The sequence below is a fragment of the Jiangella endophytica genome (assembly GCF_003427025.1).
In the GTDB taxonomy this organism is placed as follows: domain Bacteria; phylum Actinomycetota; class Actinomycetes; order Jiangellales; family Jiangellaceae; genus Jiangella; species Jiangella endophytica.
The window spans coordinates 145,655-171,504 of record NZ_QVAI01000017.1 but is presented as its reverse complement, the minus strand read 5'-3'; the positions used below and the strand labels follow the sequence as shown (position 1 = coordinate 171,504).

The 25,850-nt window shown below is 72.3% G+C and carries 25 protein-coding genes; 9 read left to right on the top strand and 16 right to left on the bottom strand.

Going from position 1 to position 25,850, the window contains the following annotated elements:
* Positions 1-401: 401 nt before the first annotated feature.
* A complete protein-coding gene (locus DZA62_RS27805; protein WP_116952206.1) occupies positions 402-1,466 on the top strand; it encodes a Y-family DNA polymerase in 1,065 nt (354 codons plus the stop codon).
* 17 nt (positions 1,467-1,483) lie between these two features.
* On the opposite strand, the gene DZA62_RS27800 is transcribed toward DZA62_RS27805, so the two are convergent.
* The gene (locus tag DZA62_RS27800; protein WP_116952205.1) at positions 1,484-2,401 is read right to left on the bottom strand and encodes an AEC family transporter; all 918 of its coding nucleotides are present in this window, start codon (positions 2,399-2,401) and stop codon (positions 1,484-1,486) included.
* Between the two features lie 241 nt (positions 2,402-2,642).
* On the opposite strand from DZA62_RS27800, the gene DZA62_RS27795 reads away from it, so the two are divergent.
* Positions 2,643-4,196, top strand: a complete 1,554-nt coding sequence (locus tag DZA62_RS27795; protein WP_116952204.1) for a M28 family metallopeptidase — start codon at positions 2,643-2,645, stop codon at positions 4,194-4,196.
* Here the strand turns inward: DZA62_RS27795 and mptB are convergent.
* A complete protein-coding gene (mptB, locus tag DZA62_RS27790) occupies positions 4,180-5,649 on the bottom strand; it encodes a polyprenol phosphomannose-dependent alpha 1,6 mannosyltransferase MptB (protein ID WP_116952203.1) in 1,470 nt (489 codons plus the stop codon). The two genes, DZA62_RS27795 and mptB, sit on opposite strands and share 17 nt — an antisense overlap.
* A 295-nt stretch (positions 5,650-5,944) precedes the next feature.
* The gene (locus DZA62_RS27785) at positions 5,945-6,940 is read right to left on the bottom strand and encodes an aldo/keto reductase (protein WP_116952202.1); all 996 of its coding nucleotides are present in this window, start codon (positions 6,938-6,940) and stop codon (positions 5,945-5,947) included.
* A gap of 92 nt (positions 6,941-7,032) precedes the next feature.
* Here DZA62_RS27785 and DZA62_RS27780 point away from each other — a divergent pair, with 92 nt between their 5' ends.
* A complete protein-coding gene (locus DZA62_RS27780; protein WP_116952201.1) occupies positions 7,033-7,755 on the top strand; it encodes a TetR/AcrR family transcriptional regulator in 723 nt (240 codons plus the stop codon).
* Between the two features lie 61 nt (positions 7,756-7,816).
* Here the strand turns inward: DZA62_RS27780 and DZA62_RS27775 are convergent, their stop codons facing one another.
* From DZA62_RS27775 to DZA62_RS27755, 5 genes are read right to left on the bottom strand one after another with little or no spacing between them, the layout of a single operon-like run.
* The gene (locus DZA62_RS27775) at positions 7,817-10,513 is read right to left on the bottom strand and encodes a sugar-binding protein (RefSeq protein ID WP_116952200.1); all 2,697 of its coding nucleotides are present in this window, start codon (positions 10,511-10,513) and stop codon (positions 7,817-7,819) included.
* Between the two features lie 38 nt (positions 10,514-10,551).
* Positions 10,552-11,355: a carbohydrate ABC transporter permease gene (locus DZA62_RS27770; RefSeq protein ID WP_116952199.1), complete on the bottom strand. Its 804-nt coding sequence runs from the start codon at positions 11,353-11,355 to the stop codon at positions 10,552-10,554.
* Positions 11,352-12,239, bottom strand: a complete 888-nt coding sequence (locus tag DZA62_RS27765) for a carbohydrate ABC transporter permease (protein WP_116952198.1) — start codon at positions 12,237-12,239, stop codon at positions 11,352-11,354. Before DZA62_RS27765 ends, DZA62_RS27770 begins: the two co-directional genes overlap by 4 nt.
* A 40-nt stretch (positions 12,240-12,279) precedes the next feature.
* Positions 12,280-13,644 (bottom strand): extracellular solute-binding protein, encoded by a 1,365-nt coding sequence (locus tag DZA62_RS27760; RefSeq protein WP_116952197.1) that lies wholly within the window; start codon positions 13,642-13,644, stop codon positions 12,280-12,282.
* Positions 13,645-13,687: 43 nt separating this feature from the next.
* Positions 13,688-14,785, bottom strand: a complete 1,098-nt coding sequence (locus DZA62_RS27755; protein WP_232827618.1) for a PfkB family carbohydrate kinase — start codon at positions 14,783-14,785, stop codon at positions 13,688-13,690.
* Positions 14,786-14,967: 182 nt separating this feature from the next.
* Between DZA62_RS27755 and DZA62_RS27750 the strand changes: the two genes are divergently transcribed.
* Both DZA62_RS27750 and DZA62_RS27745 read left to right on the top strand, forming a co-directional pair.
* The gene (locus DZA62_RS27750) at positions 14,968-15,720 is read left to right on the top strand and encodes a DeoR/GlpR family DNA-binding transcription regulator (RefSeq protein ID WP_116952195.1); all 753 of its coding nucleotides are present in this window, start codon (positions 14,968-14,970) and stop codon (positions 15,718-15,720) included.
* On the top strand, positions 15,717-17,051 hold the full coding sequence (locus DZA62_RS27745) for a family 4 glycosyl hydrolase (protein WP_116952194.1): 1,335 nt from the start codon (positions 15,717-15,719) through the stop codon (positions 17,049-17,051). Before DZA62_RS27750 ends, DZA62_RS27745 begins: the two co-directional genes overlap by 4 nt.
* Positions 17,052-17,244: 193 nt before the next feature.
* On the opposite strand, the gene DZA62_RS27740 is transcribed toward DZA62_RS27745, so the two are convergent.
* From DZA62_RS27740 to DZA62_RS27730, 3 genes are all read right to left on the bottom strand, one after another.
* Positions 17,245-18,174, bottom strand: a complete 930-nt coding sequence (locus DZA62_RS27740; protein WP_116952193.1) for a trypsin-like serine peptidase — start codon at positions 18,172-18,174, stop codon at positions 17,245-17,247.
* Positions 18,175-18,354: 180 nt separating this feature from the next.
* Positions 18,355-19,152, bottom strand: coding sequence for a DUF5134 domain-containing protein (locus tag DZA62_RS27735; protein WP_198664266.1), 798 nt, complete (start codon positions 19,150-19,152; stop codon positions 18,355-18,357).
* Positions 19,153-19,807: 655 nt separating this feature from the next.
* Positions 19,808-20,179 (bottom strand): VOC family protein, encoded by a 372-nt coding sequence (locus DZA62_RS27730; RefSeq protein ID WP_116952191.1) that lies wholly within the window; start codon positions 20,177-20,179, stop codon positions 19,808-19,810.
* A 145-nt stretch (positions 20,180-20,324) separates the two neighbouring features.
* Between DZA62_RS27730 and DZA62_RS27725 the strand changes: the two genes are divergently transcribed.
* Positions 20,325-20,663 (top strand): YciI family protein, encoded by a 339-nt coding sequence (locus DZA62_RS27725; RefSeq protein ID WP_198664265.1) that lies wholly within the window; start codon positions 20,325-20,327, stop codon positions 20,661-20,663.
* A 5-nt stretch (positions 20,664-20,668) separates the two neighbouring features.
* Here DZA62_RS27725 and DZA62_RS27720 read toward each other — a convergent pair whose 3' ends face one another.
* Positions 20,669-21,682: an aldo/keto reductase gene (locus DZA62_RS27720; protein WP_116952189.1), complete on the bottom strand. Its 1,014-nt coding sequence runs from the start codon at positions 21,680-21,682 to the stop codon at positions 20,669-20,671.
* 35 nt (positions 21,683-21,717) lie between these two features.
* Positions 21,718-22,524: a helix-turn-helix domain-containing protein gene (locus tag DZA62_RS27715; protein ID WP_116952188.1), complete on the bottom strand. Its 807-nt coding sequence runs from the start codon at positions 22,522-22,524 to the stop codon at positions 21,718-21,720.
* Between the two features lie 49 nt (positions 22,525-22,573).
* Here DZA62_RS27715 and DZA62_RS27710 point away from each other — a divergent pair, with 49 nt between their 5' ends.
* On the top strand, positions 22,574-22,996 hold the full coding sequence (locus tag DZA62_RS27710; RefSeq protein WP_198664264.1) for a DUF2000 family protein: 423 nt from the start codon (positions 22,574-22,576) through the stop codon (positions 22,994-22,996).
* Here DZA62_RS27710 and DZA62_RS27705 read toward each other — a convergent pair.
* From DZA62_RS27705 to DZA62_RS27695, 3 genes are all read right to left on the bottom strand, one after another.
* Complete coding sequence (locus DZA62_RS27705; protein WP_116952187.1) at positions 22,971-23,300, bottom strand: putative quinol monooxygenase; 330 nt, start codon at positions 23,298-23,300, stop codon at positions 22,971-22,973. The two genes, DZA62_RS27710 and DZA62_RS27705, sit on opposite strands and share 26 nt — an antisense overlap.
* 62 nt (positions 23,301-23,362) lie before the next feature.
* Positions 23,363-23,848: a MarR family winged helix-turn-helix transcriptional regulator gene (locus DZA62_RS27700; protein ID WP_198664263.1), complete on the bottom strand. Its 486-nt coding sequence runs from the start codon at positions 23,846-23,848 to the stop codon at positions 23,363-23,365.
* A gap of 50 nt (positions 23,849-23,898) precedes the next feature.
* Positions 23,899-24,387, bottom strand: a complete 489-nt coding sequence (locus DZA62_RS27695; RefSeq protein WP_116952186.1) for an anthrone oxygenase family protein — start codon at positions 24,385-24,387, stop codon at positions 23,899-23,901.
* Between the two features lie 143 nt (positions 24,388-24,530).
* On the opposite strand from DZA62_RS27695, the gene DZA62_RS27690 reads away from it, so the two are divergent.
* Entirely contained in the window at positions 24,531-25,040 is a 510-nt protein-coding gene (locus DZA62_RS27690) for a SigE family RNA polymerase sigma factor (RefSeq protein ID WP_116952185.1), read from the top strand.
* Positions 25,040-25,846, top strand: a complete 807-nt coding sequence (locus DZA62_RS27685) for a hypothetical protein (protein WP_116952184.1) — start codon at positions 25,040-25,042, stop codon at positions 25,844-25,846. Before DZA62_RS27690 ends, DZA62_RS27685 begins: the two co-directional genes overlap by 1 nt.
* The last annotated feature ends 4 nt before the right edge of the window (positions 25,847-25,850 follow it).

The following is a 25,850-nucleotide window of genomic DNA, read 5'->3' as shown; positions in this document are numbered from 1 at the left end:
TCGAACGCCCACCCGGGCTCTCCGGGTGGGCGTTCGTGCGTTCACGGTCGGCTGTGCGGGCACCGGCGGGCGTTCTCACCGGATCGCGGCACGGTCGCGGTTGAGCCTTCGTCCAGGAGCTCGCCGGGGCCTTCCGGCACGACCCGCCGGATCGCCGCGGAATCGGCTCGTCTCGCGGGAACCAGACGCGGCTGCGGAGAGTTGATCGAATGAAGGGCTTCCCCGCCGGGGGCGGCCCTTCGCCACGTTCCATACCCGGTGGCCCGGCGCTTCGGTCGGTAGCCGCATGGCCGTCTCGAAGGCCGGGGACGAAGAAGCCAGGGCGCATGCGCGCACGCGACCTCGTCAGTGCCTCCGCCTAGGCTGAACACATCGACGCCGAACCGCAGGCCCTCGTCGCGTTGCCGAGCGAGGACGACCAGTTCGCCCGGGCACTCCCGGGCGGGCCGCTGCTGCACGTCGACGCCGACGCGTTCTTCGCGGCGGTCGAGCAGCGCGACGATCCGTCCTTGCGGGGCATCCCGATGGCCGCCGGCGACGTCGTCGTCGCGTGCGCCAGCTACGAGGCGCGCGAGTGGGGCGTGCGGGCCGGCATGTCCGTCACCGACGCGGTCGCCGCGTGCCCGCGGCTGCGGGTCGTGCCGTTGCGCTCCGAGGCCTACGCCGTGGCCAGTCGAGCGCTGTTCGCCGTGTTCGGACGGTTCGCCGCACGGGTCGAGGCCGGCTCCATGGAGGAGGCCTTCCTCGACACCCGCGCCACCCCGTGGGCGACGATCGACCAGCTGGCGGCCACGGTGCGGCGGGCGGTCGGGCAGGAGATCGGTCTGCCGGTCACGGTCGGTGCCGGGCGGACGAAGCTCATGGCGAAGCTCGCGTCCCGATCCGCGAAGCCGCGCGGCCTGCGCGTCATCCAGCCGGCCGAGGAGCGCTACCTGCGCCCGGCCCTGCTGATCGACGAGCTGTGGGGTGTGGGCGAGGTGACTCTCGGGCGGCTTCGCCAGCACAACATCCGCACCGTCGCCGACATCGCGGTCGTGCATCCGCAACACCTGCGCGACATCGCCGGCACGCTGATGGCCCGGCGCCTCGCCGCCATCGCCGCCGGCACCGACGACGCCAACGTGCGGCCCGAACGCCCGCGCCGCTCGTTCAGCGTCCAGCGCATGGTGCCCCGCGGCGCCGCCGTCGACGTCGAGACGCTCACGGCGGAGCTGGCCGGGCGGCTGCGCGACGCCGGGTTCACCTGCACCGTGGTGACGGTCGGGCTGACGTACGCGAACCGCCTCGAGCATCGCGACCGCACCCGGCTGGCCGAACCCACCGCCGAACCGCGGCGGTTGGCCGCCACGGTCAGAGCATTGCTGCCGGCCGGCGGCGTCCGGGTCGAGAAGGCCGGCATCACGGTGACGGGCCTCCTCCCGGCCGACGCCGCGGTGCAGCTGACGCTCGACACCGGCGGTGTCTAGGACGCGGGGCGAGCGCGCTATTTGAGCAGCGCCGCCACCACGACCAGCACCGGCAACGACAGCACGGTCGTCACGAGAATCGCCTCGCGCACCAGCACCTGCGCATGCCCGTACTGCAGCGCGAACGTCAGGGCGTTCTGCGCCGTCGGCAACGCGGACAGCACGACGACGGCGAGCAGCTCAGGCGTCGACAGCCCCAGCGCCAGGCCGAGCCCGTACGCCACCGCCGGGTGCACGAGCGTCTTCAACCCGACGGCGAGCGCCAGCGGCCCGCGATCCGGTCCCCGTCCGGGCCAGCTGCTGCCGCACAGGGAGATGCCGAACACCATCAGCACCGACGGGATCGAGATGGCGCCCACCAACACGAACGGCTCCATCAGAGGCTCCGGCACGGTCACTCCCGTGGCCGCGACGACCACACCGGCCAGCGAGGCGACCGTGATCGGGCTCTGCAACGGCGTCAGGAACCGCTGCCACACCGGCATCGAGGCACCGCGCCCGGCGAGGTCCAGGACCGTCAGCGCGGCCGGGACGATCACGATGGTCTGCATCAGCAGGATCGGCGCCACCAGGGTCGCGTCGCCCAGCACGTAGGCCGCGATCGGGATGCCCAGGTTGCCGGCGTTCACCAGGCCGGAACAGAGCACCCCCAGTGCGCTGTACGAGACGCCCCAGCGCCGCCACCAGCCCACCAGGGCGAAGACCGCCATCACGACGACGACGCTGCCGGCGGTCGCGATGAGCGGTTCGGCGACGATGACGTCGAGGTCGGCCTCGGCGACCGTGTGGAACATGAGGGCGGGGCTGGCCACCCAGAACGCCAGCCGGGTCAGCACCATGGGGCCGGCGGGGCCGAGCAGTTCGGTCCGGCCCAGCACATATCCGACGGCGATGATGACGACGATGACGGCGAACCCGGTGACGACGCTGGTCATGAGTGCTCGGGTTCGCTCCGTTCACGCCGGCGGCCTTCGGTGCGCGACGAGGGCCGCTCCTCCGCGACGCCGTCGTCCACGGTCGAACGGCACCAGCCTACGTGGGCGCGCCGCCCGGACCGACCGTCATCAATCCGACACCGCGGGGGTCTTCTGAAAGGACGCCGCGCCGTCTAGTGTCTCGGACATCATTTTCCGGTCCGCAGGCCGGCATCCAGGAACCTGTGCAGGAGGTTGCCCGATGACGAGACGACCGACAAGGCGCACGGCCGCCGTCGCCAGTGCTGGCGTACTCGCCGCGACGTGTCTGCTCACCGTCCCCGCCGAGGCGGCGAGCGACAACGTCACGATCCGGCAGATGAACAAGCTCATCACCCTCGAGGCGGTCATGGGCCACCTCGAGGCCTTGCAGGAGATCAGCGACGAGAACGGCGGAAACCGGGCCTCGGGGCTCCCTGGCTACGCGGCGTCCGTCGACTACGTCGTCGAGCAGCTCGAGGCGGCCGGCTACACGCCGGAGGTCCAGGAGTTCGAGTTCGAGTTCTTCGACGAGCGCTCCGAGCTCGAGCGGATCAGCCCGGAACCGCGCACGTACGAGGAGGGCAGCGAGTTCATCCGCAACGACTTCGACACCGGCGTCCCGCAGGGCGAGGCCACCGGCGCGCTGTTCGCCGCCGACGTCCGTCTCGACGCGCCCGGCCTGCCGGCCAACACGTCGACCAGCGGTTGCGAGGAAGGCGACTTCACCGGCATGGCCCCCGGCAGCATCGCGCTGGTCCAGCGCGGCACCTGCGGCTTCGCCGCCAAGGTGCTCAACGCGCAGGCGGCCGGCGCGGCCGCCGTCGTCGTCATGAACGAGGGCCAGGTCGGCCGCACGGGGCTCGTCGGCATGATCGGCGACGCCACCGGCCTCGCCGTCCCGGCGGTGTTCGCGACGTTCGACGCCGGCGCCAGCCTGGCCGCGACGCCCGGTGCCACCGTCCGCGTCGAGGTCGACTTCACGGCCGACACCCGCACGACGTACAACGTGCTGGCCGAGACGCGGAAGGGCAACCCGGACAACGTCGTCATGGCCGGCGCGCACCTCGACAGCGTCCACGACGGCGCGGGCATCAACGACAACGGCAGCGGCAGCGCGGCGCTGCTGGAGACCGCGATCCAGATCAACCGGCAGAACCTCAAGAACCAGGTGCGCTTCGCCTGGTGGGGAGCGGAGGAGTCCGGCCTGCTCGGCTCGAACTTCTACGTGCCGGACCTGACGCAGGAGGAGCGGGACAAGATCGCGCTCTACCTGAACTTCGACATGGTCGCCTCGCCCAACTACATGTTCGGCGTGTACGACGGCGACAACTCCGGTGGCACCGCGCCCGAGGGCTTCATCCCGGAGGGCTCGGCGCAGATCGAGGACGTGTTCGAGAAGATCTACACCCGCCGCAACCAGCCGTTCAACGACAGCGAGTTCTCCGGTCGCTCGGACTACGGCGCGTTCATCGCCGAGGGCATCCCGGCGGGCGGTCTGTTCACCGGAGCCGAGGGCGCGAAGTCCGAGGAGCAGGCGCAGCTGTACGGCGGCCTGGCGAACGTGCCGTACGACCCCTGCTACCACGGGTTCTGCGACAACCTCACCGGCGACGGCCAGGACGACACGATCTACGACGCGCTGCGCGCGGAGTACGACCTCGTCGGCAACGTCAACACGAAGGCGCTGGACATCAACGCCGACGTCATCGGCTCGGCCGTGCTGACCTTCGCCTACGACACCTCGACCGTCAACGGCGTCAAGCCGCGCCGCTGACCGTCAGACCGGACGTGCCGGCGCCCGCTCGTTCACCGGGCGGGCGCCGGCGCGCGTCGGCCAGCCACCAGAACGTCAACGCCAGCGTCACCACCAGGATCAGCAGCGTCAGCGGCAGCAGCCCGTGGTGCCAGCGGGTCAGCGGGTCGGGCAGCGCCGAGAACGACAGCGCGACGCTCAGGCCGATCAGCCACCGATGCCCGACGACGCCCGCGCAGGCCGCCAGCAGGGCCAGGGCCCAGGACAGGTACCAGGCGTGGACGACCGGCGCCGCCAGTGCGAGCACCACGAGTGCGGTCCCGACGAGCGCGCCGGCCCGCCGCACCGGCATCGACGGGTCGCCGCCGCGGACGATCAGCCAGCCGATCAGCGCGGCGCCGGCGGCCGCGCACAGCACTCGCGACCAGTCGAGCAGCTCGCCGAAGCCCACCCCGCCGACCGTCAGGCCGAGCACCCCGTACGCGACCCCGGCGATCGCCGCCGGGACGGTGTAGAGCAGGTCCACCTTGCCCGGGGTGTCGAGCGTGGCGAGCCAGCCCCAGCCGTCCGGGACGGCGGCCGCGGCGGCCAGCGTCGCGCCCACCGTGATCGCCAGCACCTGTGCGGTGCCGGCCCAGCGCCGACCGGGTTGCCGGAACCGCGCCCACAGCACGTAGCCGACCAGGACGAGGCCCGGCAGCTTGATCGCGAACGCGGCCGCTGCGGTCAGCGCCGCCAGCCACCACCAGCGTCTGCGCACCGCCAGCAGCACGAGCGGCGCCAGCGCGCCGACCAGCACGTCCAGGTGCACGCCGCCGATCAGGTGCAGCACGACGATCGGGTTCGCCGCCACCAGCGCGACGGCGACGGCCCGCGCACCCGGCCGGGCCAGCCGCGCCGCGGCCACCGCCGCGACCACGACGGCGACGATCGCCAGCGCCCGCAACACCAGGACGAACGGCACGTGCTGGGCGCCGGTGACGTCGGCGGACCAGCCCAGCAGCGTCAGCGACAACGGGCCGTACGGCGCCGGCGTCATCCGCCAGACCGGCGCGACCGGATCCAGCAGCGGGCCGGGGCCGAACGCGATCGGGCCGGTCACGTACGGATCGATGCCCATGACCAGCAGCTGGCCCTGCGCGACGTAGGAGTACGCGTCCAGGCTGAGGATCGGCTGGGCCAGCAGCACCGGCGCCGTCCACACGGCCGCCGTCCGCGCGACGTACCCGACGTCGACGACGCCGTCCCTGGCCAGCAGGTAGAGCCGGACGAAGACCAGCGACAACGCGGTGATGCCCGCGACCGCCACCATGCTCCACGCCGGCCGGCCCTCGCCGGCGGCCCGCCACAGGCCGAGTGGACCGTCCGGCACGACGACGCCCGGGATCGGCCCGGCCAGCGTGACGGTGACCGCGACCGTCGCCGACGCGGCCGCACCGGCCACCAACGTGGCGCGCGGCGATGGGACGGACATCGGGCTCCTGCCGTCGGGGGACGTCACCCGTCAAGAAGCCAGACCACGGCGTGGAGCGGACGGCGCCGCGATGAACGGTGCGGGGCGCCGCGGTGAATGGTCCGCCGGAACCACCCGAACCCGGCCCCGGCGGGCGACCGTCGGTCTCCGGGTGCGTGGTTCGCGGAGCCGCCCGCCGGGCCGTCCTGGCCCGGCAGGTGGCTTTCGACCCGACGTGGACCCCCGCCCGATGGGAGGGGTCCCACCCTATGGGCGGGCACTGACACCTGGGATTCGCGACCGGATCGCCCGGACGTCAGCGTTCGCTGTCGAGGTGGGCGTAGGCGTAGTCGGCGTAACGGTCGCCCGCCGCGGCGCTGGCCGGGACCGATCGCTCGATCTGGGCGAGGTCGTCGGCACCGAGGGTCAGGCTGCTGGCGCCGAGCGACTCGGCCAGCCGTTCCCGGGTGCGGGCGCCCACCAACGGCACGATGTCCGGGCCCTGCGCGGCGACCCAGGCGATGGCCACCTGGGCGACCGTCACGCCCTGCTGCTCCGCGACTGTGCGAAGCGCCTCGGTCAGCGCGAGATTGTGCTCGAGGTTGCCGGCCTGGAAGCGCGGGCTGGTGGCGCGGAAGTCGCCCGCCGGCAGTTCGCGGTCGGGGCGCCAGTGCCCGCTGAGCAACCCGCGCGACAGCACGCCGTACGCCGTCACGCCGATACCGAGCTCGCGGGCGGCGGGCAGCACCCGCTCCTCGATGCCACGGGAGAGCAGCGAGTACTCGATCTGCAGGTCGGCGATCGGGTGGACGGCGGCGGCGCGGCGCAGGGAGTCGGCGCCCACCTCGGACAGCCCGATGTGGCGGACGTAGCCGGCCTGGACGAGGTCGGCGATGGCGCCGACGGTCTCCTCGATGGGGACCGCCGGGTCCAGCCGGGCCGGCCGGTAGATGTCGATGTGGTCGGCGCCGAGGCGGCGCAGGCTGTAGGCGGCGAAGTTCTTCACCGCGATGGGCCGCGCGTCGTAGCCCAGCCAGCCGCCGTCCGGGCCGCGCAGGCCGCCGAACTTCACGCTGACGACGACGTCGTCGCGGTTACGGCCGCGCAGGGCGTCGCGCAGCAGCAGCTCGTTGGCGCCCATTCCGTAGAAGTCACCGGTGTCGAGCAGGGTGACGCCGGCGTCGAGGGCGGCATGGACGGTGGCGATCGACTCGTCGCGGTCGGCCGGGCCGTACAGGTCCGACATGCCCATCAGGCCCAGGCCGAGGGCGGAGACGGCGGGCCCGGCGCTGCCGAGGGTGGTGGTGCGCATGGAGGGACTCCTTCGTGGATTCCACTGATAACACTTTGACGTTAGCAGTGATTCGATAGCGATGCTAACGCAACCCCGTTATCGTTGATTCCATGACATCTGCCGACGGAGAAGCGACCCGCGACCGCATCCTGCGCGCCGCCGCCGGCCTGCTCGAGAGCGAGGGCCGCGAGGCGGTGTCGACGCGCGCCGTCAGCGCCGCGGCCGGGGTGCAGGCACCCACGCTGTACCGGCTGTTCGGCGACATGACCGGGCTGCTCGACGCCGTCGCGGCGTACGGGTTCGAGCAGTACCTGCGCGACAAGCGGGCCATGGGCGAGACCGACGACCCCGTGGCCGATCTGCGCCGCGGCTGGGACCTCCACGTCGAGTTCGGGCTGGCCCGGCCGGCGTTCTACGTGCTGATGTACGGCAACGGCCGGCGCGCCGACGAGTCGGCCGCCGGGCGGGACGCCACGGCGATCCTGCATCGGCTCGTCGGCCGGGTGGCGGCGGCCGGCCGGCTCACCATGAGCGTCGAGCGGGCCGCGCGGTTGAGTCACGCGACCGCCGTCGGGGTCGTGCTGACGCTGATCGCGACGCCCGAGGCAGAACGCGACCACTCGCTGTCCGGCCTCGCTCGCGACGCCGTGCTGCGCACGCTGGTCGACGACGCGGTGTCCGCGCCCGGCGACGGCGTCGCGCCGGTGGTCGGCCGGGCGGTCGCGCTGCGCGAGGCCCTGCGCGGCGGCGATGAGGGCGCCGGGACGCCGCTCACCGCCGCCGAGCGGGCGCTGCTGGAGCAGTGGCTGGACCGCCTCGCCGGCGAGGCCTGATCAGCCGGGTGGAGAGTCCCGCTCCGCCGGGCCACGGGCACCGGCGGAGCGGGACGATCTGTCAGCCGACCGGCTCGGCCAGGGCCAGCGTGCCGTCGTCGGTGATGAACGCGACCAGCGCGGTCAGGTCGTCCGACCCGCCCGTCACCGGCACGTCGACGGTCGTGCGGCCGGAACCGACCTCGACCGACACCGAGCCCGCCACGCTCTCGCCGTCCCAGAGGAAGACGTTGGCCCGGCCGGACTCGCGGGTCCGCAGCCGCACCTCGATCTCACCGGAGTCCGACGCGCGCGCCGACGTGATCGAGGCCGTGCGGGCCGGAAGCTCCCGCCCGCCGCCGAGACCGACGCCGTCGACGGCCGACTGCGCGATGCTCTGCGGCGAGTCGACGCTCAGTGCGGCGGTGTCGGGCATCGTCGGCGCGACCGGGTCGGAGCCGGCGTCGGCCAGCCCCGGCAACGTCGCCAGCGACCACCGGAACGGGTCGGCCTGCACGCCGTTGAACGTGGACCAGCCGATGCGGGTCTGACCGGTCTTGTCCTGCGTGTCGGAGTCGTAGACCAGCACGTTCAAGCCCATCCGCGCCGGGTCGACGGCGTCGGGCAGGACGTCGAACGGGATCTTGGCCTCGACGGTGTAGCCGTCGTACGGCTCGTTCACGACGGACGCGACCTCCATGCCCGGCGCGGTGTCGGCACCCGGGCCCTGGTGGTTGTCGGCGTCGCGCTGGAAGCACGGCTCACCCTCCACCGTGGTGGGGAAGATGCCGGTCTTGAACGTCGTCGACGTGTTCGACGACGTGCCGCGCGGGTCGACGGTGATCTCGACGGAGTCGGTGCGCCAGTGCCGCTTGCAGTCCTCCAGCGGCAGCACCGTGCCGAGGGTGTCGTCGTTGACCTCGACGAACACGTACAGCGCGTCGTCGGTGAAGGCGAGCCGCGTGGTCGACGACGCGTCGTCGGCCGTGGCCTCCTCGCCCTCCCAGCGGGTGCCGCTGTCGATGACCTCGCCCGGGTACTCGCCCTCGCCGGCGACGCCGTCCAGCACCGGCGCCGACGACACCTGCGGGATCTGCGTCGACGGGACCAGCTCGAGCACGGCGTTCTGGGTGTCCGTGCCGGACCCGTAGTCGGTGACGACCTGGAACGGGTAGCCGCCGTTCGGGGCGCGGTTCGACGTCGGCAGCGCGGTGTCGGTGTTGGTGACGTCGAACGTGACGGTGGTCGTGGCGCCCGGCGCGAGGCCGTCGAACGGCGCCGACGCCGGCGATGCGGTGAAGCCGTCGGCGAGGTCGAGCGTGACCGACCCGGCCGCCGCGGCGGCGCCGTCGTTCGTGACGTTGATCGTCACCGGCTGGGTGCGCCCGACACCGACCGAGGCGATCGGCGCGATCAGGCTCTCCAGCTTCGGCAGGTCGACGTCGCCGGTCCAGGACGCGAAGACCTCGGCCTCCGGCCGTTGCGCCAGCTCGCCGCGGACGTCCGTGGTGACCTCGACGGCGGCCTCGTTCGCGCCGCTGCCGGTACGGGTCGAGAGGGTCGCCTTCAGCGCGACCCGCTCACCCGCGGCGGCCTCGGCCGGCGGCGTGACGGTGATGTCGACGCTCGCCTCGCGGCCGGGGGCCAGCGTGCGGGGGAGCGCACCGGACGGCACCTGTGCCGTCCAGCCGTCCGGCCCCGCGACCGTCAGCGCCGGCTGCACCAGCGGCTTGCGGGCCGGCGCCTTGACCGTGACCGTCGCGGTGAACGACTGGCCCGGGAGCACCAGGAACGGCTCCGGGTCGATCGTCACCTCGGTGCCGAGCGGCAGACCGCCGTCGATCGGCAGCAACGCGCCCTGCAGCGCGGCCGTCTGACCGGTGCCCGGCATCGGGTACGGCGTGCGGCTGGCGATCAGCGTGAACCAGTCGCAGCCGTTCGCCTCCGGGTCGGTGGGCGGCGGCGGGAACCCGGCCCAGCCCTGGCTCACGTACTCCCACTGTGCCTTGCGCTCGCGCAGCGCCCACAACTCGCCGGTCTGCGTCGACGTCCGGCCCTGCCAGGCGCCGAACACGCGGTCGGTGCGGTCGGCCGGCTGGTACGGCGTCGTCTCGCAGGCCGAGCCGCCGACGCCGGTGCCGGTGGCGCCGCTGCGCAGGATGCGCGACACGCTCCAGGTCGACAGGCCCTCCTCGGACAGCTGCTCCGGGAACGCGTCCGGGTCGGCCGCGGCCTCGTACGCCTCGACGGCCAGCCTCGCGGCCTGCTGGTGGTGGCCGTGGTTGCCGGGCGTCGGCGACGGGTTCATCGTGACGATGACCTCGGGCCGGGTGCTTCGGACGACTCTCACGACCCTCTCCAGGGCGTCGTCACCCCACACCTCGTCGGTCAGCGGCGCGCTGGCGTTGTAGAAGAAGTCGAGCTCGTCGAGGTTGTAGACGTTCTCGATGCCGGCGTTCGCGACGGCGCTGCGCTCCTCGGCCTCGCGCAGCATGCCCAGCTCCGGACCCTCTTCGAGGCCGACGGCGTTGCCGCCGCCCTCGCCCCGGGTCACGGTGATGACGCCGGCTCTCAGGTCCGCGGCCTCGTTCCACTGGCCGAACGCGGCCAGCGCGCCGGCCTCGTCGTCGGGGTGGGCGCCGACGAACAGCACGTCGAGATCGACGGCGTCCGACTTCGGGGCGGGCGTTCCCGATGCGGCCGGTGCGGCGACCGCGGGGAGCGTCGCCGCGAGGAGAGCTGCGGTGGCGGCTGCAGCAGCGGGTCTGGCTGCTCGCATGGTGACTCCTCTCGAGTTGTGACGAACACTTCGGGGCGCTACTTGACCGCGCCCTCGACCATCCCCCGGATGAAGTGACGCTGCAGGAACAGGTAGAGCACGACGACCGGCAGTGCGACGAGCGTCGCCCCGGCGGCCAGCAGCGCCGTTCCGGACGTGTACTGGCCCTGGAAGAAGGCCAGGCCCAGCGGTGCGGTGCGCAGGCTCTCGTCGGTGGCCATGATCAGCGGGATGAGGAACTCGTTCCACGTCCACATGAAGATCAGCACGATCATCGTGGTCACGGCCGGCCGGCCCATCGGCACGAGGATCCGCCACAGCGTGGCCCAGTGCCCGGCGCCGTCGAGGCGGGCGGCCTCGACGACCTCGCGGGAGCTGCCGCGGAAGTAGGCGCGCATCCAGAACGTGCCGAACGCGGTCGACTGCGCCACCTGCGGCATGACGATCGCCACCAGCGTGTTCGTCAGCCCCAGCTCGCGCAGGTCGAAGTACAGGGCGATGACCAGCGCCTCCGCGGGCACCATGATGCCCAGCAGGATGACGTAGAACAGCACCTCGGAGCCGCGGAACCGCATGGTGCCGAACGCGTAGCCGGCCAGCACCGAGAACAGCGTCGACAGCCCGACCACCAGGATCGCGACGACGATGCTGGTGCGCAGGTAGGAGCCGAAGTGGCCCTGATCCCAGGCGTCGGCGAAGTTCTCGAAGTGGAACGATCCGCCGCCGCCGATCTGGTCGTTCGACAGCGCCGTCTGCAGGATCAGCAGCACCGGGAACACGGCGATCACCGCGAACAGCGCCAGCACGGCGTAGTTCGCCAGCCGTTCTCCGCGCGAGATCATCGTTCTCCCCGTTCGCCGACCCGGTTGATCAGCACCGTCGCCACGAACACGATCAGCGTCAGCACCACCGCCAGCGCGGTCGCGATGCCGACCCGGCCCAGCAGGAACGCGTTGTTGTAGACCTGGTACGACGGCACGGTGGTCTCGGTGCCCGGCCCGCCGCTGGTCATGACGTAGACGAGGTCGAACGTCTTCAGTGCGGCGATGACGGTCAGCGTCAGCGCGACCGCCATCTCACCGCGCAGCGACGGCAGCGTGATGGCGCGGAACTCGCGGAACGGGCCGGCGCCGTCGAGCCGGGCCGCCTCGTACAGCTCGCGCGGGATGCGCGACATGCCGGCCAGGAACAGCACCAGGCACAGACCGGTGCCGACCCAGGTGCCGACGATGCCCACCGACGGCAGCGCCCAGGTGTAGTCGCCGAGCCACGGCCGCGCCAGGGAGTCCAGCCCGACGAACCGGAGCACGTCGTTGAGCGGCCCGTTCGGCTCGTAGATCTGGCGCCACGCGATGGCCACCACGACCATCGGGATGACCTGCGGCAGGAACAGCACGACCCGGAAGAACCCCATGCCCCGCAGCACCGCCCGGCTCATCGCCGCGGCCAGCAGCAGCCCGAGCGTCACCGGGATGACCGCGTAGAACACGATCAGCACGAGCGCGTGGACGAACGCGCCGCGCAGCTGCGGCTCGGTGAAGACGTCGCGGTAGTTCGACAGTCCCGCCCACGTGCTGGAGCCCAGGCCGTTCCACTCGTAGAGCGAGAACTGCGCCGTCCGTGCCAGCGGGACCAGGACGAACAGGCCGAAGACCAGCAGCGCCGGCAGGATGTAGAGGTAGGCGACCCGGCGTGGTTCGCCGGGCCCCCTACTGCTCACCTGCATGAGTGCGTGCCCTCCGCCGGGCGGGCACCTGCCGCCGCCATCAGCTGCCGGTGGCCGCGGTGTACTCGGCCTCGAGCGTGTCGAGGAACTGCTGCGGATCGCTCTGGCCGCCCATGAGGTTCTGCACCGCGACGGTGATGGTGTCGTAGAACGTCTCGGTGGCGTAGTCGAGGTACGGCACGACGAGGTCTTCCTGGCCGGCCTGCGCCCACGCGGCGAACACCTCGGACTGCAGCCCGGTGGTGGTCTGCTGGTCGGCCTCGATGACCGGGAGGTTGCCGGCCTCGGTGACCGCCGTCATGGCGTCGGAGCTGGTGATGAAGTCGATGTAGGCGGCCGCGGCCTCCTTGGCATCGCTGTTGGCCGGGATGGCCCACGGGATGCTGATGCCGCCGGTGACGAGGTGCGAGCCGCTGGCGCCGGCCGGCGGGAGCACGAAGCCGACGTCGTCGCCCATGGCCGACGTGAGGTCGGCGACCAGCCAGGTGCCGCCGACGAAGAACACGCCGGTGCCCTGGGCGAACGCCTGCCAGGCGCTGTCGTAGGAGACGCCGTTGAAGCCGTCGACGAAGTAGCCGGCGTCGACCCACTCGCGGGTCGCCTCGGCCGCCGCGACGTTGTCGTCGGACGTCCAGGACGCGCCCGGCCGCCCGAACCCGAGGTTGCGGATGGTGTCGGCGTCGGAGAACTGGTTCTGGACGAACCCGAACTCGTGGATGCCGGCCCACGGCTCGGAGTTGCCGAACTGGATCGGCACCTCGCCGGCCGCCTGCGCCGCCTGCAGCGCCGCCACGAAGTCGTCGGTGGTCTCGGGCGGCTCGATGCCGAGCGCGGCCAGCTTGGACTTGCTGTAGTAGAGGCCGACGATCTCACCCATCTGCGGCAGCCCGTAGAGGTCGCCCTCGCCGTAGGTGGCGCCGTCGTCGCTGTACGACGCGAGCGCGCGCACCGACTCGGGGAAGCGGTCGAACCAGCCGTAGCCCTCGGCATAGCCGTCGAGCGGGGTGAGCAGGCTGGACGCGACGTATTGGCCCATCTCGGGGCGGCCGTTGTTGGCCTGGACGACGTCGGGCGCGTCGTCGCCGGACAGCGCGAGGCGCAGCGTGGTGCGCAGGTCGTCGGTGGAACGCGACACCCGCTCGATGGTGATGTTCGGGTAGGCCTCCTCGAACGCGGCGTTGAGCGCCTCGATCTGCTCGGTCTGGCCTTCGCGGACCTCCTGGTCCCACACCGTCAGCGTGACGTCGCCCAGATCGGACGGGTCGGTGGCGACGTCGCCCGCGGTGGGCGCGCTGCTCGCGTCGCCGTCGTCACCGTCGTCGCCCGGTGCGCACGCCCCGATCAGCAGTGCGACGGCGGCAGCCGCGCACAGCCGGGTGCTGGTCCTCGTGATCGACAGCGTCATGAGTCGGCCCTTTCGGAAAATGTCGGTGTGCCCAGGTGTCCGGTCAGCGGCCGGCCCGGAATCCCAGCGTCGCGATGGCACGCGACACCTCCGGGACGGCGTTGTCCGGAACGATCGTGTTCAGGAACTCGTAGTCGCCGGCGAGGGCGGGGTCCTTCGATCCCGTCTCGCGGTACCACACCGCGATGTCGCCCCAGCCGGGCGACGCCAGCGCGCCGCCGAAGTGCCGCACCGAGAGCGCGGCACCCAGGTTGGCCAGCCGCAGGCTGTGCAGCAGCGGCCAGCCCGCCAGCGTACCCACCATGAGACCGGCGACGAACACGTCCCCGGCGCCGGTGGGGTCGAGCGCCTCGACGGGGACCGCCGCCGCCTTCACCGGGCGGCCGAGGTCCTTGTCGAACGCGAGCGCGCCGTCGGCGCCGTTGGTGACGACCGCCAGCGGCACCAGTTCGGCCAGCTTCTCGACCGCGGCCTCGGGGCTGTCGGTGCGGGTGTAGCTCATGGCCTCGACGGCGTTGGGGGAGAAGGCGAAGCAGCCGGACAGGCTCTCGCGCAGCCGGCCGAGATCCCAGCGGTCCTCCGGGTCCCAGCCGAGGTCGGCGAAGACCCGGCCGCCGGAGGCCGCCACGGAGTCGACCCACGGCTGCCGCTCGCCGCCCAGGTCGACGAAGCACGACCGGGCCTGCGGCGGGTGCGTGACCAGCCGGTCCAGCGCCTCGGGACGGTGCCCGTGGGTGACCATGGCGCGGTCGCGCTGATAGACCATCGACACCGTGACCGGCGAGTGCCAGCCGGTGACGTAGCGCGAGTAGGTGAGGTCGACGCCCTCCTGGACCCCGAGTGTCTGCCGGCAGTAATCGCCGTAGAGGTCTTCGCCGAACGCCGCGGCCAGACCGGTGCGCAGCCCGAGCCGCGCGGCGGCGACGGCGAGGTTGGCGACGCCGCCCGGGCTGGAGCCCATGCCGTCGGCCCACACCTCGGTGCCCTGCTTCGGCGGGCCCTCCATGCCGATGAAGATGATGTCGAAGAACACGGTCCCGGTGAGGAAGACGTCGAGCTCGGGAGCGCCGTCCGAGCGCTGCGCGGCCAGCGGGTCGTGCCGCGACGGAGCGCGGTACGGGTCACGAGCGATGTTCGACACGGCCATTCCTCCCAAGGGTTGCGTCGAACCCTAGTGGGGGTGCGCGCAAATGACAAGATATGAGCGGTTGTGATGCATCGCTCGTGTCGCCACCAGCCCGAACCCGGCATTTCGCTCAGCTCTGATCACGTTTCGGCGTGACTACTGTTCGATTGAGCGAAGATGACTGATATGGTGCAGCCGTGCTTGCGCAGCGCCGGTATGAGCTCATCATGCAGACCCTCCGTGCCGAGGGTCCGGTGTCCGTCACCGTGCTGGGCACCCGGCTGGGTGTCAGCCAGGCGACCATCCGGCGCGACCTCGCGTGGCTGGAGGAGCAGGGTCTGCTCACCCGGGTGCGCGGCGGCGCGGCCGCCAGCCCGTCGCTGGAGCCGTCGTTCGCGGCCGTCGCCACCGAGGCGCACCGCGCGAAGGACGCCATCGCCCGGCGGGCGGCCGACATGGTCGAGGACGGCGACGTGCTGCTGCTCGACATCGGCACGACGGTGCACCGGCTGGCCGTGCACCTGCGCGGTCGCAAGGTCACGGTCATGACCGCCAACATGGCCGTGTACGAGGAGCTGCTGCCCGACCCGGACATCGAGCTGATCCTGCTCGGCGGGGTGGTGCGGCGCAACTACAAGTCGCTGGTCGGCTTCCTCACCGAGGACGCCGTACGCCAGCTGCGTGCCGGCAAGTTGTTCATGGGGACCAGCGGGGTGCGCGCCGACGGCGCTGTCGTCGACACCACGGTGGTCGAGGTGCCGGTGCGCCGGGCCATGATCGCGGCGGCCGACCAGGTCATCCTGCTCGCCGACGCGGAGAAGTTCCCAGGGACGGGGTTCGCCACCGTGTGCGGACCCGACGCCCTGGACGTCGTCGTGACCGATGCTGCCGAGGGCACCGAGGCCCTCGGGGCGCTCCGGGAGAGCGGTGTGAAGGTGGTTCTCGTATGAGGTTGACGATCCTCGGGGGCGGCGGTTTCCGCGTCCCGCTGGTGCACCGCGCTCTGGCGAGCGAGGAGTCCGGCGTCGACACGGTCGTTCTGTACGACACCGACGCCGAACGGGTGCGGGCCGTGCGGGCGGTGCTCGAGGAACGCTCCGGTGGCCGGGGCCCGGAGCTGGTGGTCGAGAACGACCTCGCGGCGGCGGTGCGCGGCACCGACTTCGTCTTCTCGGCGATCCGTGTCGGCGGCCTGGCCGGACGGTCCTGCGACGAGCGGACCGCGCTGGGCCAGGGCGTGCTGGGCCAGGAGACCACCGGCGCCGGCGGCGTGCTGTACGGGTTGCGGACGGTGCCGGTCGCGCTGCGGCTGGCGTCGACGATCGCCGCCGAGGCGCCCGACGCGTGGGTCATCAACTTCACCAACCCGGCCGGCATGGTCACCGAGGCGATGAGCTCGGTGCTCGGCGATCGCGTCATCGGCATCTGCGACTCCCCGGTCGGGCTGTTCCGCCGGGTCGCCCGCGCGCTGGACGTCCCGATGAGCGACGCGTGGTTCGACTACGCCGGGCTCAACCACCTCGGCTGGCTGCGGCGGGTGCTGGTCGGCGGGCGCGACGTGCTGCCCGGCCTGCTCGCGTCGGACGACCTGCTCGGCACGTTCGAGGAGGGGAAGCTGTTCGGGGCGCCCTGGCTGCGCTCGCTGGGCGCCATCCCGAACGAGTACCTCTATTACTACTACTTCACCCGCGACGCCATCGCGTCGGCGCAGGCGGCGCCGGCCACCCGTGGGGAGTTCCTGCTGGAGCAGCAGGCCGGGTTCTACGTCGGCTCGGCCGGCGGTGCGGGCGCGGCCGAGCGGTGGGACGAGGTGCGGCGCGAGCGCGAGGCCACCTACATGTCCGAGAGCCGCGAGGCCGCCGGCGTCGGCGACCGCGACACCGCCGACCTCGACGGCGGCGGTTACGACCGCGTCGCTCTGACACTCATGCGTGCCATCGCCGCGGACGAGCGCGCCACCCTGGTGCTCAACGTCCGCAACCGCTCCGCCCTCCCCGGCGTCGAGGCCGACGCCGTCGTCGAGGTGCCCTGCCTGGTCGGCCGCAACGGCGCCCACCCGCTGGCGGCCGGCGCCCTGGACCCGGCGGCGGCCGCGCTGGTGGCGTCGGTGAAGGCGACCGAGCGGGCCACCATCGCGGCGGCCCGGTCCGGTTCCCGGCGAGCGGCGGTGGCGGCGCTGGCCAGCCACCCGCTGGTCGACTCCGTCACGACGGCGGAGCGGCTGGTCGAGGCCGAGCTGGGCGCGCTGCCTGACCTGCGCGCCGTTCTCACCGAGGACTGACGCCTCTCCCACCCCAGCCAAGTTGATCTTGGAGTTCTTCGTCCATCTATCGGGCAATTCGGACGCGATGGCCGAACAACTCCAAGATCAACGTCGTGGGTGCGGGCCGCGGGGGTGCCCGCACCCACGTGGCAGCGCCGCCCCACCGGCGTACGGGGGATCGCCGGTGGAGCGGCGCTGGTCTGGTCGGCCGTCAGGCGGTCGCGGCCGCGTTGTAGATGGACTGCGCCGTGCTGCCGAAGTACGGGCCGTACATCGTGTTGGCGTCGTTGTTGTACTTGTAACTGTTCACTGAGTTCAGCCGGCCACCGGTGATCCAGCCACCGCCGGACGAGCCGCCGGTCATGTCACAGGTGATGCCCTGTGTCTGCAGGCCGGACGGGTCGTTGCGGGCGGTGCCGCTGCACGAGTACAGCGTCTGGCCGTTGAAGGGCGCGGCCGCCGGGTAGCCGTAGGACGTGTAGCTCAGGCCGCGGGACAGGTTGAACGCGATCGGGTACGAGCCGACGACGCCGGTGAGGCTCTGGCCGGACGAGTTCTCGTTCATGACCGCGAAGCCGACGTCGACGTTGAAGTCGCCGCTGTTGGCCCAGCCGCTGGAGGTGTACAGGTCCGACGCCGACCACTGGCCGTACGGCGCGGAGCCGTTGTTGTAGGCGGGGACGAAGGTGAACTGTGAGGCGAACGCCCCGCCGTCGCCTTCGTGCAGGCAGTGGCCGGCGGTCGTCACGACGTCGCCGTTGGAGCTGTTCGTGGTGGTGCCCGAGCAGACGTAGTCGACGCCGCCGACGGTGAAGAAGACCTTGCCCAGCTGCGGGCGCGGGTTCTCGGGGACGGCGGCGGGCGCGATGTCGCGCGACGTCGGCGAGGCCGTGCTCGCGTCGCCGGCCACCGTGGCGTCGGCGGGGACGGCCGCCCGCATGCGCTCGGGCGTCCAATAGGCCTCCGCGGCGCGCTGCTGTGCCCGTGTCGTCGCCAGTTCCTGGTGCACGACCTCGGACGCCCGGACGCCGTCGGCGGTCGCCGTCGTGACATCCGTTCCGGCCAGTGCCGGAGTGGCAGCGAAGCCGGACACCACGAGTGCGGCGCCGGCCAGGAGAGATCGAATGACGGGTCTCCTCATTGCCCATTCCTCCCTGATGAGACAGTTTCGTCGGGGTTCGACGAGATGCCTCAACATACAGTCATCATCCTGTCATGTACAGGTATGTCGGAATTGACTTCTCTGGGAGTAGATCAGGACAACACCCAGGACCATCAGTCACGCGGCGGTCAACCGAACCGGCGTGTGGGCGCGGTGAGATCAGGGCGCGCTGAAGAACAGCACCGCCATGCCCGCGCTGAGCGCGACCTCGGTGGCACACGCGCCCGCGGGCGAGGTCAGCAGGCGGGCTGACGCGGGCCCGGCGGGCGTCGGTGCGGCCGGGGTGCGCCGGACGGACGACTCTCCGACGCGGAAGCCCAGTGAGGTGGCCGCGACCAGGAAGTAGAGGCCGAACGCCCAGCACAGCGCCGCCAGCGCGGGCATGGTGGCGTGCGCCCCGTGGACGTCGAGGGCGACGGCGTCCTGTGCGGCGCCGGTCGCCGCGGTCTCGGCGCCGGCGGCCGCGGTGGCGGCGATGGCGTCGGCGGCGAGCGCGCCGTGGCCGGTCAGGTACATGACGACCATCGCGGCGCAGCCGACGAGGTGGTGCAGGTGATATCCGCCGTGGCCGGCGGCGTGCCGGTCTCGGCTCGTGAGATCGGTGAGACGGGGCAGGGCGCCGGGGCGCGCGCCGTCGCTGGTGTGCGGGTCGCCGCCGAGCTCGCCGTCGCCGGGCCGGGCGGGCTCCGCGGCGGCAGTGGGGCCGCAGTCGCAGGCATCGCCCCGGCCATCGGCGCGCAGGGCCGTGGGCAGGGCGGCGCGACTCAGTGGCCCGTCATGCCGAAGCCGCGCAGCGAACCAGGCCGCCAGCACGGTGAACGCCGCGATGCCGAGTGGCGCCGGGATCTCCGGTCCGGCCGGGCTGACCATCAGGGCCATCGCCAGGCCCATGACCGCGTGCGAGAGGTCCGGCACGTCGGCCGCCAGGATGCCGGTGCGCGGCCCTCGTCGTGTCACCGACCAAGCGAATCGGGCGGCCGAATAGGCGGCCACTGCCAGGAACACGACCACGGCCACGAGGCGAGCCATTTCGATCGGGGACATCGGCCTCACATCCCGCTCGATGTTCGCACGTCGGCCGTGCTCCGGCGCAGGCGGCGCCGTGTCTTAACGGTAATGCACACAACTTCTCAAGAACAGTCTTGATCTACGTCAAGACAGCAAGTAATTTACCTGTCATCATGCGCTACCGCGCTTACTGGTGTGGGCTGGAAAACAACATCGTCATTTCTCTTGAAGTTCTGTAACAGCCGGTGTCATAGTGGAGTCACAACAGAACACTGGAGTCCCGCTCAGGGACCGACCGGCATCACGCTGGCCCTGAGCGGCTGTGTCCCGCTTCTCGGGGGTCATTCCAACCCACAAGGGAGGAACGATGAAGGGCAGGCACAGGCGGCGGCGTCCCACCAGGTCTCGCAAGAGCTGGCCGCTCAGCTGGTTGAAGAGCGCCTCGCGCGGGCGTGGGGATGATCCGGATGCGGTGGTGGTCGCCAGGTGACGCCGCAGCGCTCCAGCGTCCTGGGGTAGCTCGTCCCGTGACGGGGGTGGACGAGTCACCGCAGGACACGAAGGGTCCGGCTCCGGGGCGAGCCGGACCCTTCGTGTGTGCGGGTCATTCCTGCAGGACGGCGAGCACGTTGCCCGCGGGGTCGGCGAACCAGGCGATCGGCGGGCCGTCGGCGCGGTGGACGCCCTTGGCGTCGGCCTCCATGCCGGGGTAGCGCAGGAATTCGACACCTCGGCGGGCGAGTTCGTCGACGGCGGCGTCGATGTCGTCGACCGGGAAGTTGAGGATGGTGAACGACGCCGGGGTGTGGGCGTCGCCCTTGGGATAGACGAGCACGTGGTTGCCGCCGGCGAGGTGCAGCGTCAGCAGGCCGTTCGCCTCGCTGACCTCCAGGCCCAGCGTCTCGGCGTAGAACCGCTGCGCCGCCGCGATGTCGTCGACCGAGAAGCCGCTGAAGGCCCTGGTCTTCTCGAACATGTCGATCTCCTCTCGTCACCTGTGACGGTACCCACGCCGGCCGGCCGTGGACGAGGATGTCGAGAAGCGGGCGCCGCCTCCGACGTCTCGCCCGAGAGGCGTCCACCGGGGACGCCGGAACGCGAAGGGTCGCACCGTGAAATACATGCTGCTCATCTACAACAACGCCGCCGCGTTCGAGACCATGGCCGAGGACGAGAAGTCGGCCATCTTCACGCAGGTCGACGTCCTGATGAAGGAGCTCCAGGAGTCCGGCGAGTGGGCCGGCGGCGAGGCGCTCGTCGACGCCGCGCGGACGAAGACGGTACAGGTGCGCGACGGCGGCACGATCGTCACCGACGGCCCATATCTCGAGGCCAAGGAGCAGTTCGCCGGCTACCTCGCTGTCGACGTGGCATCGGAGGAGCGGGCGGTCGAGATCGCCGCCCGCTGGCCCGACGCCTGCCGCTGGGCCATGGAGGTCCGCCAGGTCATCAGCGGCTGACGTCGCTACATCGCCGCGACGGGCTCGGCACGCAGGTCCGCCAGCAGCCGCTCGACCTCGGCCAGCTCGGCCGGGGCGAGCGGCCCGTGCGCCAGTGCGCCCGCGTTCTCCTCGACCTGCGCGACCGTCCGGCAGCCGGGGATCGGGATCGTCGCACCACTGCGCGCCCAGATCCACGCCAGCGACCCCTGCGCCAGCGTCCGCCCGCCGCTGCGCAGCACCTCGCGGACCGCGGCGACGCGCTCCAGCCAGAGCGGCACGGGGCGTCCGTCGCGGAAGTAGGCGAGCCAGTCCGGCGCGATGCCGCGCACGTCGTCCGGCCCGAGCGTCGACGACGCGGTGAACTTGCCGGTGAGCAGGCCCATCGCAAGCGGGCTGCGGTTCAGGCTGGCGAGGCCGTGCTGCTCGCACGCGGCCAGCACCCCGGCGGCGTCGTGCAGCACGCTGAAGGCGTGCTGCACGGCGGTGCAGTGCGGGCCGGCCTCGCCCCAGGAGGCGGCGCGGTCGGCGTAGTCGGTGCTCCAGCCGTACCAGCGGATGCTGCCCTCCTCGACCAGGTCCTCCAACGTGCCGAGCAGGTCGGCGGCCACGGGGATCGGCAGGTCGTTGAGGTGCAGCTGGTACAGGTCGATGCGGTCGGTGCCCAGCCGCGTGAGCGACCCCTCGACCGCCCGGCGCAGATAGGCCGGCGTCGGATCGGTGCCGGTGAGCTGCCGCGTCGCCGGGTCGATGGTGTTGCCCCACTTGGTCGCGATGACGACCTCGTCGCGGCGCCCGGCCAGCGCGCGGCCCAGGATCGTCTCGCTGTGCCCGGTGCCGTACGCGTCGGACGTGTCGAACAGGGTGACCCCCAGCTCGACCGCCCGCCGGACCGTCGCCACCGACTCGTCGTCGTCCACCTCACCCCAGCCGCACGGCTGGTCGCCGGCCCAGAACGGCCCGCCGATGGCCCAGCAGCCCATGCCCAGGGCGCTGACCTCGAGGCCGCCGCGGCCCAGCGTTCGCGTCGTCGCAGTCATGCGCCCCCACGTTGCCAGTTCGAGCGCGCTCCAGGTCAAGCCCTCGCGTACCGGCCGGGGCTGACGCCGAGGTAGCGGGTGAACTGGCGGGTCAGGTGCGCCTGGTCGTAGAAGCCGGCGGCCGTGGCGACGTCGGCCGGACGCTGCCCGGCGAGCAGCAGCCGACGCGCCAGCTCGACCCGGCGGCCGGGCAGGTAGCGGTGCGGCGGCAGGCCGAACGCCGTCGTGAACGAGCGCACCAGGTGGGTGGGGTGGGCGTGCAGCTGTGCGGCCGCGGCCCGCAGCGTGACGCCGTCGGCGAGGTTCGCGTCGAGCAGGTCGCGCAGCCGCCCGGCCAGGTGCGACGGTGGCCGCGGTGGTTCCGCGGCGCGCGCGGCGCGGCCGGTGGCCAGCAGAGCGGCGATCCGGGCGCCGATCAGCGTCAGCCGGCTCTCCGCCTCCAGCGCGTCGCCGGGCCGCTCCAGCGCCCGGTGCAACTGGTGGACGCGCAGCCGCAACTGCCGGTCGGCGAACGTGGGGTGGTCGACGGCGGCGCCGATCAGCTCCTCGCCGAGGACGTCCGGGTCGAGGTAGAGGACCCGCTTGCCGAATCCGGCCGGCGTCGCGGCCCGGCCGTCATGCGGCACGTGTGGTGGCAGCAGCGTGACGGCGGACCCGGCGGCGCCGTGGTGGTGCCGGTCGAGGTCGAACCGGATGGCGCCGTCGTCGACGATGAGCAGCGTCCACGCGGTGTGCGTGTGCGCCGGATAGGCGTGGTGGGTGAACCGGGCGTGGAACACCTCGACCAGTCCGGGCACGTCGGGATGCCAGGCGCGGACCGTGGCGCCGGCGGGGGCGAACACGCTAACACCGTACAAGACCCGTGGCGGCCGGCCGGCGGACGCTGGAGAGGTGACCGACGAGATCCGCTTCGCCACGAAGATCGCCGTCCTGCTCGCCGACGACCTCGCCGTCTGGCAACGCCTCAACGTGACGGCGTTCCTGGTCAGCGGCCTGGCGGCGACCGGCCCGGAGTTGATCGGCGAGCCTTACGAGGACGCCGACGGCACCGGTTACCTGCCGATGTTCCGCCAGCCGGTGCTGGTGTTCGCCGGCGACGCCGCCGTCCTGACCGCCGCGCACGGACGGGCGCTGGACCGCGGCCTGCGGCCGGCAATCTTCACCCGCGAGCTGTTCGGCACCGGCAACGACCGCGACAACCGGGCCGCCGTCCGCGCCGTCGGGCGAGCCGGTCTCGGCCTCGCCGGGCTGGGGGTACACGGCCCGAAGAACGCCGTCGACAAGATCGTCAAGGGCGCGCGGCTGCATCCGTGAGCACGTCGACGCCGAGGCCACCCGCGATACGTGCCTCGGCGCCGGTGAACTCGCCGGTCAGCATCGGCATCGCGGCGGCGATGGCGGCCTTCGCCTCGGGCAGGTGCAGCGAGGCGTCGTGGTGCTCCTTCGACGCCCACAGTTCGCTGACGACGACGAGGTCGGGGTCGGTCTCGGAGACGCCGACCGCGTAGAGGTGGCAGCCGCCGTCGCGCAGGCCGTCGGCGCCGCCGAGCAGGATCGCGACGACCTCGTCGCGGCGTCCGGGCCGGGTGCGCATGGTGCCCTGGTATGCGTACGTCACGTCGTCAGGGTGGCACGCGGGCGGGCGCGGCGCTTGTACGGATCGGACACGCGGGATGCGACCTAGGAGTAGGAACCGATCTCCATCATCATGCGGCACGGGTCGTCGACCGGGTCGGCGGCGTGAAGTCCGGCGGCCAGCCGCCCGAGCAGCGCCCGCAGCGTCGCGCGGTCGGCGTCGCCGAGACTGCTGAGCACGTGGTCCTCGGCCAGCGCCATGCGGCGGTCGGCCTCGGCCAGGAACTCGCGGCCGCGTGCGGTGGCGACGACGCGGCGGTTGCGGCGGTCGTCGGGGTCGGGCTGCCGCTCCACCAGGGCGGCTTCCGTCAGCGCGTCGAGCAGGTAGGTCAGCACCGTCTTGTCGATGCCCAGCCGCAGCGCCAGCGCGGACTGCGTGCGCGGCTCCTCGCGCGCGGCGACGGCGAGCACCTGGCGGCCGCGGTGGTCGCCGGGGATGCCGGCCGTGGCGGCGTCGGCCGCCCGCAGGTACGCGCGGAACAGCACGCCGAGCCGCCAGCCGAGGTCGTCCTCGATGCCCTGGATCGTCACGCGCCCATGCTATGTCGTCTGCGCAGCAGATCGTCTGCGCCGCAGAACGTCTACTGGACGGTGGCCAGCCCGGCCGCGAACAGGATGGCCGAGGCGAGGCTGGCGACCGCGCGGACGTGGTTCCACGACGTCCACTCCGCGTCGTAGGTCTCCCAGCGCTCCTTCGCCTCCGGGCTCTCCGGGTCGACGAGGTGCAGGGCCTTGTTGCGCGGGATGTGGTAGGCGCCGGTGAGGACGAGCGAGCCGAAGATCAGCAGCAGGCCGGCGATCAGCAGGTAGATGGCCTCCTCCTCGCCCCAGCGCACGAACGCGAAGACCACCGAGATGCCTGACAGCACCGCCGAGCCGACGAACGCGCTGAGGAACCACGCATTGAGGAGGGCCACGTCGATCGACTGCATCGACCGCACGGCCTCGCCCGGTTGCAGGCGGCGCAGCCCCGGCATCACCATGCTCGAGAAGGCGAAGTAGATGCCCGCCATCAGCCCGGCGGACACCGCCGAGGCGAGCGTCAGAGCGAAGAACACGCTGTCGGGCATCGCGGGGCCTCCAGACGACGGTGAATGGTGATCCTAGAGGCTCTCTCGGACACATCGCTGGACCCGCGCCGGTCGAGGCACAACCTCGCGGGCGTCCCGGCGCGTCAGCACCATGACGGCCACGGCTCGGCGACGGAGGGGCGATGGGGACGAACGACCGCGAGGACTTCGCGGACTGGGCGACGGCCGAACTGCCGGGGCTGCGCCGCTTCGCCTATGCGGTCAGCGGCGACTGGCACCGTGCCGACGACCTCGTGCAGGGCGCGCTGGAGCGGATGTACGTCGCCTGGCCGAAGCTCGGCGGCGTTGCCGACCTCGGTGCCTACGCGCGCACCGTCCTGGTCCGGCAGGCCGCCACCGAGACCCGGCGGGCGTGGTGGCGGCGGGAGCGGGTCACCGACGTCGTCCCCGACTCGGCCGCTCCCGGCGACGACGCAGGCGTGGCCGAGCGGCTCGACCTGGCCCGGATCCTCGACGGCCTGAGCGTGAAGCAGCGCGCGATCGTCGTCCTCCGGTTCGTCGAGGACCGGCCGATCCGCGAGGTCGCCGAGCACCTCGGCGTCGCCGAGGGAACGGTCAAACGGCAGTGCCACGAGGCGCTGGCCCATCTGCGCCGCCGATGGCACGCGGAGCTCGACCTGGAGGAGGCGTGATGACCACCGAGGAACTGATCGACGAGCTGCACCGGGCCGCGGGCCGCACCGTGGCGCCGGCCCCGTTCGACCTGGACGCGGTCCGGGCCGGCGGCGAGCGGCGGTTGCGGGCGCGCCGGCGCCGCCGGGTGGTGGCGGGAGGGATCACCGTCGCCGGCGTGGCGGCGATCGTGGCGGCCGTGCCGTCCTGGCTGCCCGAGCAGGGCGGGACCACGACGCCCGCGACCACCTCGACCGCGACGCAGACGCCGCCGGCGACCGACGACCGGATGACCCCCGAGGCCCAGGCGATGCTGGACCAGCTGTCCCCGATGATGAGCATCTTCACCGAGCCGCAGCGTCCCGAGGACGAGCTGCCGCCCGGGACGTCGGAGCACGAGCGGCCGGGCGAACCGTACGGGAGATACGCCGGCAGCACGAGCCGCTATCTCGGCCGGTTCGACGACACCCGCTTCTGGATCGTGGTGGCCCAGGACGGCATGGGCTGCTCTGTGGAGAAACGCGACGGTCCCGACGAGCCCGTGACCAGCGGCTGCACCGGGTCGTCGGCCGACCGTGTCATCGACGGCATGCTGAAGCCGGGTCCCGCCGCGAGCATCGAGGTGGTCCGCGGCGAGCGCCCCGCGGACGACCGCCGTTGGCTGGCCCGGTTCGTCCGCGACGGCCACGTTCCGACCCCCGAGGAAGCGGCGGTGTGGACGTTCCCCTCGCCGAACCTTGCCGTGGCCTGGGAGGACGAGATACCCACCACCGATCCGTTCTACGTCCCGCCCAGGCCCGATCGAGCACTGCCCGACGGCGAGTGACGGC